The organism is Polaromonas sp. P5_D5 (assembly GCF_054049435.1).
This window is the reverse complement of the sequence record NZ_JBFUMJ010000003.1, coordinates 130,769-150,650: the sequence shown is the minus strand read 5'-3', so window position 1 is coordinate 150,650 and position 19,882 is coordinate 130,769. Positions and strand designations below refer to the sequence as shown.

The window sequence follows — 19,882 nt, the reverse complement described above, 5'->3', positions numbered from 1 at the left end:
CGGATACAGGACGGAAATTACCGGCCTGCGCTGTTTTTGGGGCCCCTGCGCTTGACACGACCTGTAAAGTAACTGCTGGCCAAGGTGGTATTCACGGGGGCTGCGTGGCGGGCTTGAACCCGCCGCTAAACTCCCCCACCTGTGTGGCTGCGACCTGCTTCGCCCTTCGCGCTACCCCTGCAATTCCTGTTTTTAGGTAACACCATGAGCTTGATCCCCGTCACCATCCTCACCGGCTTCCTGGGCTCCGGCAAAACCACGCTGCTCAAGCGCGTGCTGACCGAGGCGCACGGCCAGAAAATCGCTGTTATCGAGAACGAGTTCGGTGAAGAAAACATCGACAACGAAATCCTGGTAAATGACACCGAAGAAAACATCATCCAGATGAACAACGGCTGCATCTGCTGCTCGATCCGCGAAGACCTGCGCGAAACACTGCAGTTGCTTGCCGCCAAAAAGCGCAAGGGCCTGCTCGACTTTGAGCGCGTGGTCATTGAAACCACCGGGCTGGCCGACCCGGGGCCGGTGGCGCAGACGTTTTTCATGGACGAAGAAATTGCCGAGCAGTACCTGCTTGACTCGATCCTGACCCTGGTCGACGCCAAACACGCCGCGACCCAGCTCAACGACCGCCAGGAGGCGCGCCGCCAGGTCGGGTTTGCCGACCAGATATTCATCAGCAAAACGGACCTGGTGGCCAAGGACGAAGTTGACGCGCTGATGCACCGCCTGAAGCACATGAACCCGCGCGCGCCCCAGAAAGCGGTGCATTTCGGGGAAGTCGCCATCAAGGACGTGTTTGACCTGCGCGGCTTCAACCTCAATGCCAAGCTGGACATCGACCCCGACTTCCTCAAGGAAGACGACCATGCCGGGCATGACCACGATCATGACCATGAGCACGGGGAGCACTGTGATCACCCTTCACATGCGCACGACGCCAAGGACGGGCATGAGGGCCATGGCCACCATCACCACCACGACGATGACGTCAAGAGCTTTGTGTTCCGGTCGGACAAGGCTTTCAGCCCAGCCAAGCTGGAGGACTTCCTGGGTGCGGTCGTCAACATTTACGGCCCGCGCATGTTGCGCTACAAGGGCGTGCTGAATATGGAAGGCACCGACCGCAAGGTGATTTTCCAGGGGGTGCACCAGCTCATGGGCAGCGACCTGGGGCCCGCCTGGGCCGAGGGCGAGAAGAAAAACAGCAAGATGGTCTTCATCGGCATCGATTTGCCCAAAGATATTTTTCTGCAGGGCCTGGAGCAATGCCTGGTTTGAGGTAGGCTGTCCGCCTGTGGCCTGTAAAAGGCGGAGGGCTTCATGTTTGTCTCGATTCTCCAACGATTTGTTCCAAGGGTGCTACGGCAGGCTGCGCAGCCGCTACAATCGCGCGCCGACCAAAATACCCGGAAAATCAATTCGGGAGGCAAGCCAGGCACAAAATCGGCTACAAAGCGGATTGAAAGCCACCCAGGTGTGGTTTTCGAGGCTGGCAGGCGGCAGACAAACCAGGAAATCTGGCAACAGGTAGGGTTGAACTGCGCTGCAGCGGTTTGGCCAGGAAGCTGCCGCGGAGGGCCATGGGCCATTCCGGGGCTGCTTCCCAGAGGAGACACATTGTGAAAGCCCAAGCAAAAAAGACCAAGACACCTGCCAAACCGGCCGCCAAGCCTGCATCGAAAGCCAAGCCGGCGCCAAAGCCCGCCGCCAAAGCTGTGAAGAAAGCGGCCAAACCTGTTGCCAAAGCCAAGCCGGCACCCAAACCCGTTGCCAAAAAAGCCGCCAAGCCGGCTGTCAAGGCTGCTTCCACGAAAAAGCCTGCCACCGCAGCTGTCAAGAAAACCGCTGCCAAGCCCTTGCCCAAAGCAAAGGCCGTCGCCAAACCCGTCAAGCCCGTGCTCAAATCTCCCCCAAAACCTGCGGCAAAGCCTGTTGCAAAATCAGCTGCCAAGCCCGTTGCAAAACCGGCCGTAAAACCTGCAAGCAGCGCCAAGCCGGCCCCCGCCGCCGTGGTGGTACCCGCCCCGGCACCGGTCAGGGCCGGGCTGATGGCCCCGCCTCCACTGAAACCCGGCAGGCGCAGCTCCGCCCGCGTAGCCACCCAGTCACCCCCTCCCGCACCCATGGTGCCAACCCATGCGCCTGACGCAGCCAAAGCCAGTTACTCCACAATGACCGAACGCGTGATCGCGCCGCCACCCCAGGCGGCGGCCAAAAAAGACCCCAAGCTCGCCAACAACTGGAAGACCAAATCCGCCGAGCAGCTGACCGACGACGAAGTCAAGGCGATGCCGGACTCCGAGTACATGAACGAAAAGCAGCTGGCTTTCTTTCGCCACAAGCTGTCGGTGCTCAAGCAGGACATCCACAACAGCGCCGGTGAAACCACCGAGCATCTGCGGGAAGACACCGTTGTGGTGCCCGACCCGGCGGACCGCGCTACGATTGAAGAAGAACATGCCCTTGAATTGCGCACCCGTGACCGGGAACGCAAGCTGCTCAAGAAGATCGAACAGTCGATTGCCCGCATCGACTCCGGCGACTACGGTTATTGCGATGAAACCGGCGAACCCATCGGCGTAGGCCGGCTGATCGCCCGTCCCACGGCCAATTTGTCCCTGGAAGCACAGCAACGCCGGGAACTTAAACAGAAGATGTTTGGCGATTGATCCCAGATTACCGGTTGAAGTTTATTTAATCGTCCTGCCATGTCCAAAGAAGATACCGCTTCAGGCTTGCTCTCCAAGATGGTGAAGTTCGTCCGGAATCCGGCCACGAACTGGTCGGATCTGGACGGCGCGCAAACAGACCGCGACGAAGCCATGAGCAAGCAATTGCTCAAGGAAATGATTGAGCGCAAGCGGCAAAACGACTTCGTGCGCAAGCGCGAATTCGACATGCTGCGCAAGATGCGCAAGCGTGAAGCCATGGTGGGTGTGGGCCAGGACCCAGGCGGCCGGCCTTCGTTCTTCCAGAGCAGCATGCCCTCCAAGCCCGACGACAGGGCCACCACGCTCAAGAAGATCGACGAGATCGAAGCGCAGATGTCCATGCAGTGGTGGAAAACCAAGAATGGCGGCATGCCGGACAACTCGGTGCACGCGCCCTTGCATAGCCCATCGACGCAGGCGCCCCCCATGCTGGACAACGCATTGCCCACCGCATACAGGGCCACGGCGCCGGCAGGTTTGCAGCAGCTGAACGCAGCCAGGTTGGCCGCCGAGCAGCAGGCGGCCCGGGAAGCCGCTCACGAGCCCTCCCAGACCCAGCCCGATTCCCTGTCTGTTGCGCTGGCCGCAGCCCGATCTACGCCTCCCGCCCAACCTCCTGCCAAACCTCCTGCAATCGGCGGCCTGGCGGGTATCGGCGGCAGTTACGACAGCGGCGGCGGTTCCAGCTTTTCTCCTTCCAAGCTCACTGCGGTGGATGTGGAGGAAGTGGTTGCCCATGATGCAGAGCTGGAGGAGGCCGCTATCCGGTTTGCCAATGGCGACGATGCGGGTGCCGAAGCCGGCCTGCTGGAAATTCTTGCCCCCGGTGCCGTACGCGCGGGCCACCCGGATACCTGGCTGACCTTGTTTGACCTGTACCGGGCCACGGCCCAGCAGGATAAGTTTGAAACGGCAGCCATCCAGTTTGTCGAGCGGTTTGACCGTTCGGCACCGCAGTGGTTCTCCATGCCTGACATGGTGAAAATGCTCAGCGTTCCGGCGGCGGGCAAGGCTGCCGCCAATCCGAATGGTCCTGCTGTTGATTGGGTCTGTCCCTCTGTGCTGGGTATACAGACCGTGGCAGCCCTCAAGGCGGCCACCGCCAAGGCGCCCATGCCGTGGCGCCTGAACTGGAACAACCTCAAATCCATCGAACCTGATGCTGTCGAGCCTTTGTACAAGGTCTTCAGCGGGTGGGCGACCCAGCCTGTTCAGCTGCGTTTCATGGGTGATGCGCAGTTGCAGAAGGTACTGCAGAACGCCACCCCTTCAGGCAGCCGCGATACCGCCCAGCAATGGTGGCTTTTGCGCATGGAGGCGCTGCGTGTAACGCATCGCCCCGACGACTTTGAATTGGCCGCACTCGACTTCTGCGTTACCTACGAGGTCTCCCCGCCAGCCTGGGACAGTGCACGTTGCGAATACAAACCGATCGATGCGCAGGGCGGCGTCACGGATGGGTCGGCCATCATTGGCGACGTGTACCGTGATTCCGTGTCCTCCAGTCTGAGCGCCATTGATGGAGACACCCAGATGGATGCACCGAGTTCACAGATGAGCAATGTGCTGTCGGTCGAACTGTCAGGCCAGATCCAGGGTGATGCGATAGCGGTGCTGGACAAACTGGAAGTTAAGCTGATGGGTGCAGACATGATGCTGATCTCCTGTGCCAAGCTCATTCGCGTGGATTTTTCGGCTGCGGGAACGCTGCTGAACTGGGTGTCAGCCCGCGAAGAAGAAAACCGGTCAGTGCAATTCACGGAAGTCAATCGCCTCGTTGCAGCGTTTTTCAATGTGATCGGCATCACTGAGCACGCAAGGGTCACAGTCCGCATCGACTGACCTTGCGGCCTTTCTGCTGGCCGATTTGGGTAGTGTTGTCATGCCATTCGGCGTCTAGTCGGATTGGTCCGACAGGTCTTCCGGTGCCCTGTGCTTTCTGCACCGTATCCCTTCAAAAAAACACGCTATCCCTGCGGTCACGCCCATTCTTGTTATGTGGCGGCCRTTACCTGCTATATTTTTCATAGCTATGCCATGCTTGCACTGTGTAAAAACAGGTCGCTGAGCGTTTGAATGGATGGAAATAGTTCCTCTTTTTTCCATTTTGGCGGGTGCTCAGTTGCTGGCGCTTAAAGCAATACTTTCAGTGCACCGTCTAAGTGCTTAATTTAGAACACTTTTTAATATAGGCCCTGGATCCGAAGATACTCCTAAGTCCTTGATTTCATTGAAAAAATTTGTTTCAAATCCCTTGTTTGCAAATGGTTTCCTGCTAAAGTGGGGAAAAGTGCAATTTAGTGGTGAAAAGTGTTTTTCAAGGGTTTGTAGCAGTGTTTCAAGGCGCTTCATCGTTAGTTCTCGATACCAAGGGTAGGCTCTCCGTGCCTACCAGGCATCGTGACGTGCTGAGCGCCACAGCTTCCGGCCAACTCACCATCACCAAGCACCCGCACGGTTGCCTCATGATTTTTCCCCGCAACGAGTGGGAGAAATTCCGCGACCGCATCGCTTCGTTGCCGATGCAGGCGCAGTGGTGGAAGCGCATCTTCCTCGGCAACGCAATGGACGTCGACATGGACGCCACCGGCCGTGTGTTGGTGTCGCCCGAATTGCGGGCGGCTGCCGGCATCAGCAAAGACACGGTGCTACTGGGCATGGGTGGTTATTTTGAGCTTTGGGACGCCGCCACCTACGCAGCCCAGGAGGCCGAGCAAATGAAGGGCGAGATGCCCGATGTCTTCAGAGACTTCTCGTTCTGAAAGAAGACGGTGAACGGCACATGGACACACCGCACCGTCTTGTTGAACGAAGCCATAGCGGCGCTTCTTGTCAACCCGGACGGCCACTACGTCGACGCGACCTTCGGGCGCGGCGGCCATTCGCGGTTGTTGCTGTCGCAGCTCTCACCCCAAGGGCGGCTTACCGCCTTCGACAAGGATCTCGACGCCATTGCCGAGGCGCACACCATCACCGACCCGCGGTTTTCCATCCGTCACGAGGGTTTCATGCATTTGGGTCTGTTGCCCGTCGCCAGTGCGGCCGGTGTCCTGATGGATCTGGGTGTGAGCTCACCGCAGATCGACAACCCGGTGCGCGGTTTTTCTTTTCGGCAAGAGGGGCCTTTGGACATGCGCATGGACACCACGCGTGGCCAGAGCGTGGCCGAGTGGCTGGTGGATGCATCCATAGAAACCATGGCGGAGGTGATTCGTGAATATGGCGAAGAACGGTTTGCTCAACAGATTGCAAAGGCGATTGATCGTCGCCGACAGGAACGGGGCCCTCTTCGAACCACCGCTGAGCTGGCCGAAGTCGTGGCTGGCGCGGTCAAAACCCGCGAGCCGGGCAAGGACCCTGCAACGCGCACATTTCAGGCTCTTCGGATTTTCATCAACGCCGAGCTTGAAGAGCTGCAACAGGCGCTAGCTGCGTCGCTGAAAGTTCTCCAACCGGGAGGCCGTCTGGTGGTGATCAGTTTTCATTCGCTCGAAGACCGCATCGTCAAGCAGTTCATCGCCGCACATTCGCGCGAGGTGTTCGACCGTCGCGCGCCTTTCGCCGAACCCAAGGCCATGCAGCTCAAGGCGCTTGGCCGCACCAAGCCCAGCGCAGAAGAGGTCGAAGGCAATCCGCGCTCGCGCAGCGCCGTGATGCGCGTCGCCGAACGCACGGGGGTGGCGGCATGAACCCCGTAGTACGCGAAGCGAAAAACGTGGGGGTCATATCATGGCCAGGCTGAACCTCGTGTTGCTTCTCGCCGTGTTGGCCAGCGCGCTTTACCTCGTGCGCACTCAGTACGAGTCGCGACGCCTCTATGTCGAGCTGGAAAAAGCGACGGCCGAAGCCCGCAAAATCGAAATGGACAACGAGCGTTTGCAGGTGGAAAAGCGCGCCCAGGCTACGCCGCTGAAGGTCGAGAAGCTTGCGAAGGACAAGCTGCAGATGCGCACGGTGACACCTGCCATCACGCAATATGTGAGCTACAAGGACGCTCCGGTAACGGCGGCTTCGGCGCCGGAAGGGCCCAGGCCATGAGCCGCAGCGTGCTTTATTCGTCCAGCCCCCTGCTGGCCAGCAAGACTCCCGTCTGGCGCAGCAAATTCATCGTGGCCGGTATCGCGTTGGCTTTTGCCGGGCTAGCGGGTCGTGCGGCCTATATCCAGATTTTTGGCAATGAATTTTTCCAGCGCCAGGGTGAGGTGCGCTTTGCCCGCACACTGGAGTTGCCCGCCAACCGCGGCCGCATCCTGGACCGCAATGGGCTGATCCTCGCATCCAGCGTACCGGCATCCAGCATCTGGGCCATTCCCGAAGACGTCGAAGCCAGCAAGTCGCAACTGGCCGAGCTGGCCGTGCTGCTGGAAATGCCGCTGGTCGAGCTCAACAGAAAACTGGGCGAAGAGGACAAGACCTTTGTCTGGCTCAAGCGTCAGGTTGACGAGCCGGTGGCAAAAAAAATCCATGCCATGGGCGTCAAGGGCATCTACCAGCGCAAGGAGTACAAGCGCCAATACCCCGAGGGCGAAACCGTGGCCCACGTGGTGGGCTTCACCAACGTTGAGGATCGCGGCCAGGAGGGCATTGAGCTGGCCTTCAACAAGGACCTGGCCGGTAAGGCCGGTTCGCGCCGCGTGATCAAGGACCGCCTGGGTCGTGTCGTCGAGGATGTCGGCGAACAGATGCCGCCTGTCGAAGGCAAGGACATCCAGCTGAGCATAGACAGCAAGGTGCAGTTCTTCGCCTACCAGAAGCTGCGCGACGCGGTCATTGCGCGCAAAGCCCGGGCCGGCAGTGTCGTGGTGCTGGACTCCACCACCGGCGAGGTATTGGCCCTGGCGAACTATCCCAGTTACGTTCCCGACAAGCGGAAAAACCTGACCGGCGAGCAGTTGCGCAACCGCGCCCTGACCGACACATTCGAGCCCGGCTCTACCATGAAGCCGATCACGGTCGCCATGGCGCTCGAGGCCGGACGCATCAAGCCGCAAACCATCATCGAAACCGGACCCGGTCGTTACAGCATCGGCGGCTTCACCATCAGCGATACGCACAACTACGGCACGCTGACGGTTGAAGGTGTGATCCAGAAATCCAGCAACGTCGGGGCGTTGAAGATTGCGCAAAAGATGAGCCCGCAGGAAATGTGGGAGACCTACATGGCGCTGGGTTATGGGCAAAAGCCGCAGATCCAGTTCCCAGGCGCGGTTACCGGACGTGTGCGGCCCTGGAAGACCTGGCGCCCTGTCGAGCAGGCGACTATGGCCTATGGTTATGGGTTGTCGGCCTCGCTGTTCCAGATGGCGCACTCCTACACTGCTTTCGCGCATGACGGTCAGATCATTCCCGCCACCATGCTCAAAAGCAGCGAGCCCGCCGTGGGTGTACAGGTCTTTTCTGCAGAGAACGCGCATGCCGTTCGCCGGATGCTGCAAATGGCCGCCGCACCCGGTGGTACTGGCCCGTTGGCGCAAACGGTGGGTTATTCGGTAGGCGGAAAATCGGGAACGGCGCACAAGCAGGTCGGCAAAGGTTATGCCACCAACAAATACCGCGCATGGTTCACAGGCATGGCGCCTATCGAGGCCCCGCGCATCATCGTTGGCGTGATGATCGATGAGCCCAGTGACGGCAATTACTTTGGTGGCGTGGCCGCTGCACCTGTCTTCAGCGAGGTGGTGCAGCAAACGCTTCGCATGATGGGCGTGCAGCCTGACATGAGCGTCAAGCCCCAAATCACCACCCAGGCCGTGGAGGAGTCGTTTTGAGCATGCAACTCCACACCCCTGAACAAGCCGCCGGCTGGTTGCGCGAACGCGTGAGCGGCAGCCTGTGCACGGACAGCCGCAGGCTGACCCCGGGCGACGGCTTTGTCGCCTGGCCCGGCACCGTGACCGACGGGCGCAAGTTCGTGGGCAGTGCGTTGACTGCGGGTGCCACTGCCTGTCTGGTCGAACAGGAAGGCGCGGCCGCCTTCGGTTTCCAGGACGAAAAGATCGCCGAATACGCCGGTCTCAAGGCCGCCACCGGGCCTATCGCCGCCGTCTACTTCAACCAGCCGAGCCGGCAATTGCGGATTTCCGCTGTGACCGGCACCAACGGCAAGACCTCCACCGCCTGGTGGCTGGCGCAGGCTCTGGGCCGGCTGGGTCACAAATGCGGCGTCATTGGCACGCTGGGCATAGGTGAGCCTGGTGCCATGGTTTCCAACGGCCTGACGACGCCGGACCCGGTGCTGCTGCAACAGGAACTTCGGCGCTTCGCCGACCAGGGCTTTGTCGCCTGTACGCTGGAGGCCTCCTCCATCGGCGTGGTCGAACACCGCCTGGACGCGACCGCCATTGAGGTCGCGATATTTACCAACTTCACGCAGGACCACCTCGACTACCACGCTTCCATGCAAGCCTACTGGGAGGCCAAGGCCGCGCTGTTCGCTTGGCCGGGTCTGAAGGCGGCGGTCATCAATATCGACGATGCCAAGGGTGCAGAACTGAAGGAGTCGCTCGCGGGGAGCGGCCTGGACCTCTGGACGGTATCCTGCGCGGAACCGGCACGCCTGCAGGCGCGCAAGATCGAGCACGGCACCGAAGCATTGAGTTTTGAGGTGACCGAGGGTGCCGAAAGCCATACGCTGGCTGCCCGGCTGGTGGGCCAGTACAACGTGTCCAACCTGCTCGGTGTGCTCGCAGCCCTGCGCGCCATGGGTGTGTCGCTGGCCGATGCGGTCAAGGCCTGTGCCGGCCTGCTGCCCGTGCCTGGGCGCACCGAGACGCTGGCCGTCCCGGGCCGGCCGCTGGTGGTGATTGATTACGCCCACACGCCCGACGCTCTTGAAAAGGTGTTGCTCGCGCTGCGGCCGGCTGCGGCACACCGCAATGGCCAGCTCTGGTGCGTGTTCGGCTGTGGTGGTGACCGCGACACCACCAAGCGTCCGTTGATGGCGGCTGTAGCTGAAAAAAATGCCGACCAGGTGGTAGTGACCAGCGACAACCCGCGTAGCGAAAACCCGCTGGCCATCATTTGCCAGGTCTTGCTTGGCCTGAGCCGCCGCGATGCTGTGCACGTTCAGGCCGACCGGTCAGCCGCCATCACGCACGCCTTGAGCCTGGCTTGCCCCGAAGACATCGTGTTGCTGGCCGGCAAGGGCCACGAAAGTTATCAGGAAGTGGGCGGTGTGAAGCTTCCCTTCTCCGACCGCGAGCATGCGCAGGCGGCGCTCGATGCCCTGGCTTCGCCCAAACAAGGAGGCCGGCCATGATGCGCCTGCAGCAAGCCCTGGGCTGGTTGTCCGCTGCTCGCCTTGTGGGTGACGGCGGCGTGCAGGCCTTGCGGGTCAACACCGACACGCGCAGCCTGCAGGCGGGCGACCTTTTTGTGGCGCTCAAGGGCGAGCGCTTCGATGCTCATGATTTCCTCGCGCAAGCCAAGGCACAGGGCGCAGTCGCGGCGATTGCCCATCATGGTCTGGTGCAAGCTGGCCTGCCGGGGCTGGAAGTGCCCGACACGCGCCTGGCGCTGGGTCAACTGGCCGCCGGTTGGCGCTCGCAGTTCCGTCTGCCGCTGGTGGCTGTGACGGGCAGCAACGGGAAAACCACCGTCACGCAAATGATCGCGGCCATCTTGCGCGCCTGGAAGGCCAACAAGGCCTTCGCCACTGAAGGCAACCTCAACAACGACATCGGTGTGCCGCTCACGCTGCTGCGCCTGTCGGCCGAGCACGAAGTAGGGGTGGTCGAGCTGGGCATGAACCACCCGGGCGAGATCGCCTATCTGGCTGAAATTACCAGGCCCACCGTCGCGCTGGTCAACAATGCGCAGCGCGAACATCTGGAATTCATGGCCACGGTGGAAGCGGTGGCGCGCGAAAACGGCTCGGTATTTGCGTCGCTGGATGCGGGCGGCACGGCGGTCTTTCCGGCCGACGACGACTACACCCCCCTGTGGCGTGAACTGGTCGGCACGCGCAAGGTACTGACCTTCGCGCTCGCGGGCGCCGCCGACATCACAGCTACCGCGCAATGGGATGACGGCTGCTGGAAGGTGGTGGCTACGACCCCGGCGGGCAACACTGATTTCTCTTTGCACATCGCCGGCCGGCACAACGTCAAGAACGCCTTGGCCGCCGCGGCCTGCGCGCTGGCTGCGGGCGTTCCCCTGGCATCCATCTCCGTGGGCCTCTCGGCTTTTGTGCCGGTCAAGGGCCGTTCCCGTGCCATCGCCGTGGCCCTGCCGGGCCGGGTGTTGACGTTGGTCGACGACAGCTACAACGCCAATCCCGACTCCATGCGCGCCGCCCTGGAGGTCCTCGCCGAACTGCCCGGCCCGCGTCTGATGGTGATGGGTGACATGGGCGAGGTCGGCAACCAGGGGCCGCAGTTCCACGATGAAGCCGGCCGCCATGCACGCGCGCTGGGTATTGAAAAATTGTTCACATTGGGCGAGCAGTCAAAGCAGGCAGCGGCCGGATTTGGCGGTGCGCAGATTTTCGGCGGCATGGACGAACTCGCCGCCGCCGTGCTGGCCGAGCTGCCCCACACCGGCAGCGTGCTGGTCAAGGGTTCTCGCTTCATGAGGATGGAGCGTGTGGTCCAGGCCATCACGGCCAATGCGCAAGATCAAACACAACATCAACAACATCAGAAGGAAGAGCCCCATGCTGCTTAGTCTGGCCCAGTGGCTCCAGTCAATCTCCCCCGAATTCGGGTCCTTCAGGGTGTTCCAGTACCTGACGTTCCGTGCAGTCATGGCCGCGCTCACAGCCCTGCTGATCGGTCTGCTGGCGGGCCCCTTTGTGATCCGGCGGCTGATCTCGCTGAAGATCGGGCAGCCAATTCGGGAATACGCGATGCAGACCCATTTGAGCAAGAGCGGCACACCCACCATGGGCGGTGTGCTGATTCTGCTGTCCATCGGAATTTCCACATTGCTATGGTTCGATTTGTCCAACCGTTTCGTCTGGATCGTCCTCATCGTCACGTTGGGCTTTGGCGCCATAGGCTGGGCAGACGACTGGCGCAAGGTCGTGCTCAAAGACCCGGAAGGCATGCGGTCACGTGAGAAATATCTGTGGCAATCCATCATCGGCCTCATCGCGGCGCTGTACCTGGTGTTTAGCATCTCCGAGAGCTCCAACATGCGCGTGCTCGAACTGTTCTTCAGCTGGGTGCAGTCGGGCTTTGACGTGAACCTGCCGCCCAAAGCTGGCCTGCTGGTGCCTTTCGTCAAGGAAATCAGCTACCCGCTGGGCGTGTTCGGCTTCGTGATCCTGACTTACCTCGTGATCGTGGGCTCCAGCAATGCCGTCAACCTGACTGACGGCCTGGACGGCCTGGCCATCATGCCGGTCGTCATGGTGGGCTCGGCGCTCGGTGTGTTTGCCTACGTCACCGGCAGCTCGGTCTACTCCAAATACCTGTTCTTCCCGCACATCCCCGGCTCGGGTGAGCTGCTGATTTTTTGCTCGGCCATGGCAGGCGCCGGCCTGGCCTTTCTGTGGTTCAACACGCACCCGGCCCAGGTCTTCATGGGCGACGTGGGCGCGCTGGCGCTGGGCGCCGCGCTGGGCACCATCGCGGTCATCGTGCGCCAGGAAATCGTGCTGGCCATCATGGGCGGCATCTTCGTCGTCGAGGCGCTCTCCGTGATGATGCAGGTGACCTGGTTCAAGTACACCAAGAAGCGCTACGGCGAAGGCCGCCGCATCCTCAAGATGGCGCCGCTGCACCATCACTTCGAGAAAAGCGGCTGGAAAGAAACGCAGGTGGTCGTGCGTTTCTGGATCATCACCATGCTGCTGTGCCTCATCGGCCTTTCCACCTTGAAGCTCAGGTAACAGGCATGCGGCATTTACAAGACCAAACCGTGTTGATTCTGGGCCTGGGCGCGTCCGGCCTGGCCATGGCGCGCTGGTGTTCGCGCCATGGGGCGCACGTGACGGTCGCCGACACGCGCGAAGCGCCACCCTTGCTCGCCACCTTGCGCGAAGAACTTCCGGGTGTGGAATTTGTGGGAGGCGCCTTCACGCCCGAGCTGGTGCAGGGTACGGCCGTACGCGCCGTCTATCGCTCGCCCGGTCTGACGCCCGAGACCATCGCGTCCGTGGCTGATGCCGCGCGCGCCATGGGATTGCCTGTGGGTGGAGAACTGGATTTGTTCGCGCGGGCTTTGGCGGATCTGCGCGAGCCACCGACCATTGAGGTAGTCGAAGAATCCGACCAAGCTGTTGTAGCTCCCGAGCCAATGGCTGACGTGCCCTTGCCCGATGCGCCCGAAGCTGTTGACGAAGCCGCTGTAGCCGATGCCGCTGATTCACCCGAAGACCAGGCCGCTGTGGCGGCCGACACTTCAGGCGATCTGCAAGAGACGGTCATTGCCGCACCGGATGCCGCGGACGACGCGCCGGTTCCAGATGAAGCCGGTGAAGATGCCACACTGCCCGCGGCCCTGCTGGCCCTGGTGCAAGTCGAACCTGTGCCGGGCTACCGCCCCGCAGTGCTGGCCATCACTGGCACCAATGGAAAAACCACGGTGACCTCGCTGCTGGGCCAACTGGTGCAGCGCGCCGGAAAAACCGTGGCCGTGGCCGGCAACATAGGCCCGACGCTGCTCGACACGCTGTCGGCCCATATGGACGCCGAAACCCTGCCCCAAGTCTGGGTGCTGGAGCTGTCCAGCTTCCAGCTGGCCGATGTGCAAGGTTTTGAGCCGACGGCTGCCGTGGTGCTCAACATCACGCAGGACCATCTGGACTGGCACGGCGACATGGACGCCTACGTCGCGGCCAAGGCCAAGGTCTTCGGTGTCAGCACCTTTATGTTGCTCAACCGTGACGATGCCCGCGTGATGGCCATGCTGCCACCGCCTGTCAAGGTGCGCCTGAAGCCACCTCAAGTGCGCGCCCATGCGACCTTCGGTGCCGGCGAGCCGCAGCGTCCCGGCGACTACGGCATTGAAACCGTCAACGGCATGACCTGGTTGGTGCGCGCGGCCGAGGCCGACGAAACCATCAAGCGCCGCAAAGACGAAGAGGTAGAGCTGCACGTGCAGCGCCTGATGCCTATCGAAGCCCTGCGCATACGCGGGCGGCACAACGCCACCAACGCCCTGGCGGCGCTGGGCCTGGCTGTGGCTGCGGGCTGCAACCTCGCCCCCATGCTGCACGGCCTGCGCGAATACCGCGGTGAGCCCCATCGCGTGGAGTCGGTGGCTGTCGTCAATGACGTTGAATACTTCGACGACAGCAAGGGCACCAACGTGGGCGCCACCGTGGCGGCTCTGACAGGGTTGGGACTGGAGCGCAAGCTGGTGCTCATTCTGGGCGGCGAAGGCAAGGGGCAGGACTTCTCACCGCTGGCCGACCCGGTGCAACGCCACGTCCGGGCCGTGGTGCTGATAGGGCGCGATGCGCCTCTCATCAAGGAGGTCTTGCCCCGCAATATTCCAGTGTTCGACGCCGTATCCATGGAGGAAGCGGTCACCCTGGCCGCGCAGCAGGCACAGACCGGTGACGCCGTCCTGATGTCGCCGGCCTGTGCAAGCTTCGACATGTTCGACAACTACGAGCACCGGGCCAAGGTCTTTTGTGAAGCCGTGCAGGCGCTGGCGCAAGAACAGGGGCAAGTGCTGTGACGGCTGCCGCACGCTTTTTCGGCTGGTTCTCCGGTTTCGGCAAGGCCGCGTCGGAAGTCCTTCCCGTGCGGCTTGGCGGACACAGCCGGCCACAGACGCTGGCCGCACCTCCTGTTCGCATGGCCGGTTTTGACCAGGCGCTGCTGTGGGTCACCGTGGCCTTGTTGATGTGGGGCCTTGTGATGGTGTATTCAGCTTCCGTGGCCATGCCCGACAACCCCAAATTCGCGCGCTATGCGCATACCCATTTCCTGCTGCGCCATGTGTTGTCGCTGGTGGTCGCTCTCATCGTTGCCGTCCTGGCATTCCAGGTGCCGCTGGCCACATGGGAAAAACTGGCGCCCTGGCTGTTTGTCCTCTCCCTGTTGCTGCTGATACTGGTCCTGGTGCCCTTTATCGGAAAAGGCGTGAACGGCGCCCGCCGCTGGATTTCGCTGGGCATCATGAACTTTCAGCCTTCAGAGCTCGCGAAATTCGCGGTGCTTCTCTATGCGGCCGATTACATGGTTCGCAAGATGGAAGTGAAAGAGCGCTTCTTCCGCGCGGTGATGCCCATGGCTGTGGCCATAGCAATTGTCGGATTGTTATTGCTGGCCGAACCCGACATGGGCGCGTTCATGGTGATCTCGGTCATTGCGATGGGTATTCTCTTCCTGGGCGGTGTCAATGCCCGCATGTTCTTTGTCATCGCGGCTGTGGTGGTGGTTGCCTTCAGCTTGATGGTGATGCTCAGCGAATGGCGGCGTGAGCGCATCTTTGCCTACCTCGACCCGTGGAGCGATAAATACTCCATGGGCAAGGGCTACCAGCTCTCCCACTCCCTGATTGCCTTCGGCCGCGGCGAGATTTTCGGTGTGGGTCTGGGCGGCAGCATTGAGAAGCTGCATTGGCTGCCCGAAGCGCACACCGACTTCCTGATGGCCGTGATTGGCGAAGAGTTTGGCCTGTTGGGTGTGCTGGCTGTGATCGGCATGTTCATGTGGATGACCCGCCGCATCATGCACATCGGCCGCCAGTCGATTGCCCTGGACCGCCTGTTTGCCGGTCTGGTGGCGCAAGGCGTTGGCATCTGGATAGGTTTCCAGACCTTCATCAACATTGGCGTGAACCTCGGTGCGCTGCCTACCAAGGGTCTCACACTGCCGCTGATGAGTTATGGCGGTTCGGCGATTTTGATGAACCTGATTTCTTTGGCCGTGGTGTTGAGGATTGACTATGAGAATCGCCTGCTCATGAGAGGAGGCCGCGCATGAGCAAGCAACACTGTGCTTTGGTGATGGCCGGAGGAACGGGCGGGCACATTTTTCCGGGCCTGGCAGTGGCTGAGGCCCTGCGGGAGCGCGGCTGGCGGGTGCACTGGCTGGGCGGGCGTGGCAGCGCAGTCCGCCCCAGCATGGAAAGCCAGCTGGTGCCGCCCCGCGGCTTCCCTTTCGAATCGATTGATTTTTCCGGTGTGCGAGGCAAAGGGCCGGTCACGCTGGCATTCTTGCCCCTGCGCCTGCTCAAGGCGTTTTGGCAAAGCATCCAGGTGGTACGCCGCGTCAAGCCCGATGTGGTGGTTGGCCTGGGTGGCTACATCAGTTTTCCGGCCGGGATGATGAGCGTGCTGTTGGGTAAGCCCCTGGTTCTGCACGAGCAGAACTCGGTGGCGGGTATGGTCAACAAGGTGCTGGCGAGTGTGGCTGACCGCGTCTTCACCGCATTTCCGGGCGTGTTGCCCAAAGCCGAATGGGTAGGCAACCCCCTGCGGCCAGCATTTACCCGGCAGCCCGGCCCGCAAGAGCGTTTTGCCGGACGCAGCGGTGCCCTGAAACTGCTGGTGGTCGGCGGGAGCCTGGGCGCCCGGGGGTTGAACGAGCTGGTACCCAAAGCCCTCGCACTGATCCCTGAAGCAGAACGACCACAGGTCCTCCACCAAAGCGGCGCGCTGCAGATTGAAGAATTGCGCGCCAACTATGCGGCGGCTGGCGTATCGGCCGAGCTCACGCCTTTCATTGAAGACACCGCGAAGGCCTTCGCCGATGCCGACCTGATCATTTGCCGCGCTGGCGCCAGTACGGTCACGGAAATCGCCGCGGTGGGCGCTGCGGCAGTGTTCGTGCCTTTTCCCGCTGCGGTCGACGACCACCAGACAGTCAACGCGAAGTTCCTGGTCGACCAGGGAGGCGGATGGCTGATCCAGCAGCGCGACCTCAGCGCCGGAATGCTGGCAGAAATGCTACAAAAAACAGAGCGGCTTGCGCTTGTCCAGAAAGCCTTACAGGCCAAAACGATGCAAAAAACTGAAGCCACGGCCCGTGTGGTGGCCGCTTGTGAGGAGCTGGCGACATGAAACACGCCATCAAAAACATTCACTTCATCGGTCTGGGCGGCGCCGGCATGTCTGGCATCGCAGAGGTGCTGCACAACCTGGGATACGTCATTTCGGGGTCTGACCTGTCAGACAGCCCAACGCTGCGACGCCTGGGCAAGCTCGGCATCAAGACCTTCGTCGGCCACACCGCCGGCAACCTTGAGATGGTCGACGCCGTGGTGACATCCACCGCCGTACAGGCCGACAACCCCGAGGTTCTGGCGGCGCGTGAAAAACGCATTCCCGTGGTGCCGCGCGCGCTGATGCTGGCCGAACTGATGCGCCTGAAGCAGGGCATCGCGATCGCGGGGACCCACGGGAAAACCACCACCACCAGTCTCGTCGCCAGCGTGCTGGCCGAAGGCGGCCTGGACCCGACCTTTGTCATCGGCGGGCGCCTCAACAGCGCCGGCGCCAACGCCAAACTTGGTTCCGGCGACTACATCGTGGTCGAGGCTGACGAATCGGACGCTTCATTCCTGAACCTGCTGCCCGTGATGGCCGTCGTCACCAACATTGACGCCGACCACATGGAAACCTATGGCCACGATTTCGGCAACCTCAAGAAGGCTTTTGTCGACTTCCTGCACCGCATGCCTTTTTACGGTACGGCGATCTTGTGCACCGACGACCCGGCCGTGCGCGACATCCTGCCGCAGGTTTCCTGCCCCATTACCAGCTATGGTTTCGGCGAAGATGCGCAGGTGCGCGCCGTCAATGTGCGGCCGGTGGGCGCACAAATGCATTTCACGGCACAGCGCCGCAATGGCGTGACCTTGCCCGACATGGACGTGGTGCTCAACCTGGCCGGCGAGCACAACGTGCTCAATGCCCTGTCGGCCATTGCCATTGCCGTTGAGCTCAACGTGCCCGACGCGGCAGTACAGAAAGCGCTGGCTGAATTCCGGGGCGTCGGACGGCGCTTCCAGAGTTACGGGGACATGCCGGCCAAGGGCGGCGGGCATTTCACCGTGATAGAAGACTATGGCCATCACCCGGTGGAAATGGCCGCGACGCTGGCTGCCGCGCGCGGCGCCTTCCCCGGCCGGCGACTGGTGCTGGCTTTCCAGCCGCACCGCTACACCCGCACGCGTGACTGTTTTGAAGATTTCGTCAAGGTCATCGGCAACGCCGATGCGGTTCTGCTGTCCGAGGTATATGCCGCCGGTGAAGCACCCATCGTGGCCGCAGACGGACGCTCGCTGGCGCGGGCTTTGCGCGTGGCCGGCAAGGTAGAACCTGTCTTTGTGGACGAGATCGATGCCATGCCGCAGGCCATCCTCGACAACACGCTGGATGGCGACATCGTGATGTGCATGGGTGCCGGATCCATCGGCATGGTGCCCGCAAGGGTTGCAGAAATGCTGGAGCCGGCAGGGCATGGCGGCACCAGGGAGGTCCGGACATGAAAGCAGACATGTTGAATTTTGGAAAAGTCGCCGTCCTGATGGGCGGGCTATCGGCCGAACGCGAAGTTTCGCTGATGTCTGGTAACGGGGTACTGAAAGCGCTTCGCTCGCGTGGCGTGGATGCCCACGCCTTCGATCCTGCCGAGCGCGACCTGAGCGAGCTGAAGGAGGATGGGTTCGAGCGTTGCTTCATCGCATTGCATGGACGCTTCGGCGAGGATGGCACGGTGCAAGGCGCGCTCGAATTGCTGGGCATTCCCTACACCGGCTCCGGCGTCATGGCTTCCAGCATGGCCATCGACAAGGTCATGACCAAGCGCGTGATGATCTCCGAAGGATTGCCGACACCTCAATACCGCCTGTTGCGCCGCGGCACTTATGGCGCTGCCGACATTGCCGCGTTGCCGGATGCGCTCGGCCTGCCGTTGATCGTCAAACCGGCACGCGAAGGTTCATCGATCGGGCTGACCAAGGTGACGGAACGCTCCGCCATGGCCGGCGCAGTGGCACAGGCCGAAAAACTCGATGCCGATGTCCTGTGCGAGCAATTCATCAGCGGTGACGAAGTGACCTGCCCGGTGCTGGGTACCGGTGCCGGCGCGCGCGCGCTGCCGGTCATCCGCATAGTAGCGCCCGACGGTAACTACGACTACCAGAACAAATACTTCACCGACAGCACCCAGTACCTGGTTCCCTGCGGGCTGCCCGAGGGCGAAGAGGCGGTCATCCAGCAGCTTGTGCTGGACACCTTTCGCATTCTCAATTGCCGCGGCTGGGCCCGCGCCGACGTGATGATAGACAAGGCCACGCGCAAGCCCTACCTGCTGGAGATCAACACGTCGCCGGGAATGACCGGGCATTCGCTGGTGCCCATGTCCGCCCGTGCGGCCGGAATCTCGTATGAAGACCTTTGCATCGAAGTGCTGAAGACTGCTTCGCTCGATCACCAGAAACACGGAGGAGCCGCCACTTGAGCAGAGCCCTGCCACTGCCGCCTTCCTTGCCGCTGGACGTCAAGCTCATGAACACCTTCTCGGTGGTTCTGGGCCTGGCGTTTGCCGCCATGGTTGCGTCACTGGCTGTGGCGTGGCTCATGCGCCAGTCCCTGTTCAGCCTGAGCGCGATCCGTGTGGAGGGCGACCTGGCGCACAACAACGCGGTGACGCTGCGGGCCAATGTGGCGCCCAGGTTGTCCGGCAATTTTTTCACGGTGAACCTGGGTGCCACGCGCGCGGTGTTCGAGTCTGTTCCCTGGGTGCGCAGGGCGCTGGTGCAGCGCGAATTTCCCAACCGGCTGAAGGTGGTGCTGCAGGAACACAAGCCGGTGGCGTTCTGGGGGGCTGAGGGCGATGCCCGGCTCGTCAACAGCTTTGGTGAAGTGTTTGAGGCCAACCAGGGCGACGTCGAGGCAGAAGACCTGCCGGTGCTCAATGGGCCGCCGGGTCAGGCGGCGCAGGTACTGCAGGCCTACCAGGCGCTTGCGCCGATGTTCGATGAAACAGATGCCACGCTGGAGCAATTGCAGATGACCGGCCAGGGTGGCTGGCGTGCCCAGCTGGACAGCGGCGCCGTGATCGAGCTCGGGCACGGGTCACTGGACGAAATACAGGCACGCACCCGCCGCTTTATTGCCACGGTGACGCAGGTGTCATCCCGGTACGGGCGGGACCTGGAGTCCGCCGACCTGCGTTACGGCAATGGTTATGCGATCAGGCTCAGGGGTGTCACCACGGGAAGCCCCGCTGACAAAGACGACGGAAAGAAAAAAAGGTAAACAT

16 protein-coding genes are annotated in these 19,882 nt (G+C 61.8%); all 16 read left to right on the top strand.

Going from position 1 to position 19,882, the window contains the following annotated elements:
* The first annotated feature begins 204 nt into the window (after window positions 1-204).
* The 16 genes from ACXJKE_RS13485 to ACXJKE_RS13410 all read left to right on the top strand — a co-directional run bounded on the left by ACXJKE_RS13485 (window position 205) and on the right by ACXJKE_RS13410 (window position 19,878).
* The gene (locus tag ACXJKE_RS13485; protein WP_457281110.1) at window positions 205-1,281 is read left to right on the top strand and encodes a CobW family GTP-binding protein; all 1,077 of its coding nucleotides are present in this window, start codon (window positions 205-207) and stop codon (window positions 1,279-1,281) included.
* Between the two features lie 341 nt (window positions 1,282-1,622).
* Window positions 1,623-2,672 carry an RNA polymerase-binding protein DksA gene (dksA, locus tag ACXJKE_RS13480; RefSeq protein WP_457281109.1) on the top strand — a complete coding sequence of 350 codons (1,050 nt, stop codon included), beginning with the start codon at window positions 1,623-1,625 and terminating at the stop codon, window positions 2,670-2,672.
* 39 nt (window positions 2,673-2,711) lie between these two features.
* Window positions 2,712-4,556: an STAS domain-containing protein gene (locus tag ACXJKE_RS13475; RefSeq protein WP_457281108.1), complete on the top strand. Its 1,845-nt coding sequence runs from the start codon at window positions 2,712-2,714 to the stop codon at window positions 4,554-4,556.
* A 491-nt stretch (window positions 4,557-5,047) separates the two neighbouring features.
* Window positions 5,048-5,476 (top strand): division/cell wall cluster transcriptional repressor MraZ, encoded by a 429-nt coding sequence (gene mraZ, locus ACXJKE_RS13470; protein WP_457281642.1) that lies wholly within the window; start codon window positions 5,048-5,050, stop codon window positions 5,474-5,476.
* Window positions 5,477-5,485: 9 nt separating this feature from the next.
* Window positions 5,486-6,403, top strand: coding sequence for a 16S rRNA (cytosine(1402)-N(4))-methyltransferase RsmH (rsmH, locus tag ACXJKE_RS13465; protein ID WP_457281107.1), 918 nt, complete (start codon window positions 5,486-5,488; stop codon window positions 6,401-6,403).
* A 40-nt stretch (window positions 6,404-6,443) separates the two neighbouring features.
* Window positions 6,444-6,752, top strand: coding sequence for a cell division protein FtsL (gene ftsL / locus ACXJKE_RS13460; RefSeq protein WP_457281106.1), 309 nt, complete (start codon window positions 6,444-6,446; stop codon window positions 6,750-6,752).
* Complete coding sequence (locus ACXJKE_RS13455; protein ID WP_457281105.1) at window positions 6,749-8,482, top strand: peptidoglycan D,D-transpeptidase FtsI family protein; 1,734 nt, start codon at window positions 6,749-6,751, stop codon at window positions 8,480-8,482. The genes ftsL and ACXJKE_RS13455 overlap by 4 nt, the downstream gene beginning before the upstream one ends.
* Window positions 8,483-8,484: 2 nt before the next feature.
* Complete coding sequence (locus ACXJKE_RS13450; protein WP_457281104.1) at window positions 8,485-9,972, top strand: UDP-N-acetylmuramoyl-L-alanyl-D-glutamate--2,6-diaminopimelate ligase; 1,488 nt, start codon at window positions 8,485-8,487, stop codon at window positions 9,970-9,972.
* On the top strand, window positions 9,969-11,378 hold the full coding sequence (locus ACXJKE_RS13445) for a UDP-N-acetylmuramoyl-tripeptide--D-alanyl-D-alanine ligase (protein ID WP_457281103.1): 1,410 nt from the start codon (window positions 9,969-9,971) through the stop codon (window positions 11,376-11,378). Before ACXJKE_RS13450 ends, ACXJKE_RS13445 begins: the two co-directional genes overlap by 4 nt.
* Complete coding sequence (mraY, locus tag ACXJKE_RS13440) at window positions 11,368-12,546, top strand: phospho-N-acetylmuramoyl-pentapeptide-transferase (RefSeq protein WP_457281102.1); 1,179 nt, start codon at window positions 11,368-11,370, stop codon at window positions 12,544-12,546. Before ACXJKE_RS13445 ends, mraY begins: the two co-directional genes overlap by 11 nt.
* Before the next feature lie 5 nt (window positions 12,547-12,551).
* On the top strand, window positions 12,552-14,342 hold the full coding sequence (gene murD / locus ACXJKE_RS13435) for a UDP-N-acetylmuramoyl-L-alanine--D-glutamate ligase (protein WP_457281101.1): 1,791 nt from the start codon (window positions 12,552-12,554) through the stop codon (window positions 14,340-14,342).
* The gene (ftsW, locus tag ACXJKE_RS13430; RefSeq protein WP_457281100.1) at window positions 14,339-15,595 is read left to right on the top strand and encodes a putative lipid II flippase FtsW; all 1,257 of its coding nucleotides are present in this window, start codon (window positions 14,339-14,341) and stop codon (window positions 15,593-15,595) included. The genes murD and ftsW overlap by 4 nt, the downstream gene beginning before the upstream one ends.
* On the top strand, window positions 15,592-16,674 hold the full coding sequence (murG, locus tag ACXJKE_RS13425) for an undecaprenyldiphospho-muramoylpentapeptide beta-N-acetylglucosaminyltransferase (protein ID WP_457281099.1): 1,083 nt from the start codon (window positions 15,592-15,594) through the stop codon (window positions 16,672-16,674). Before ftsW ends, murG begins: the two co-directional genes overlap by 4 nt.
* Window positions 16,671-18,104 (top strand): UDP-N-acetylmuramate--L-alanine ligase, encoded by a 1,434-nt coding sequence (murC, locus tag ACXJKE_RS13420; protein ID WP_457281098.1) that lies wholly within the window; start codon window positions 16,671-16,673, stop codon window positions 18,102-18,104. The genes murG and murC overlap by 4 nt, the downstream gene beginning before the upstream one ends.
* Window positions 18,101-19,078 carry a D-alanine--D-alanine ligase gene (locus tag ACXJKE_RS13415; RefSeq protein ID WP_457281097.1) on the top strand — a complete coding sequence of 326 codons (978 nt, stop codon included), beginning with the start codon at window positions 18,101-18,103 and terminating at the stop codon, window positions 19,076-19,078. Before murC ends, ACXJKE_RS13415 begins: the two co-directional genes overlap by 4 nt.
* A complete protein-coding gene (locus tag ACXJKE_RS13410) occupies window positions 19,075-19,878 on the top strand; it encodes a cell division protein FtsQ/DivIB (RefSeq protein WP_457281096.1) in 804 nt (267 codons plus the stop codon). The genes ACXJKE_RS13415 and ACXJKE_RS13410 overlap by 4 nt, the downstream gene beginning before the upstream one ends.
* The last annotated feature ends 4 nt before the right edge of the window (window positions 19,879-19,882 follow it).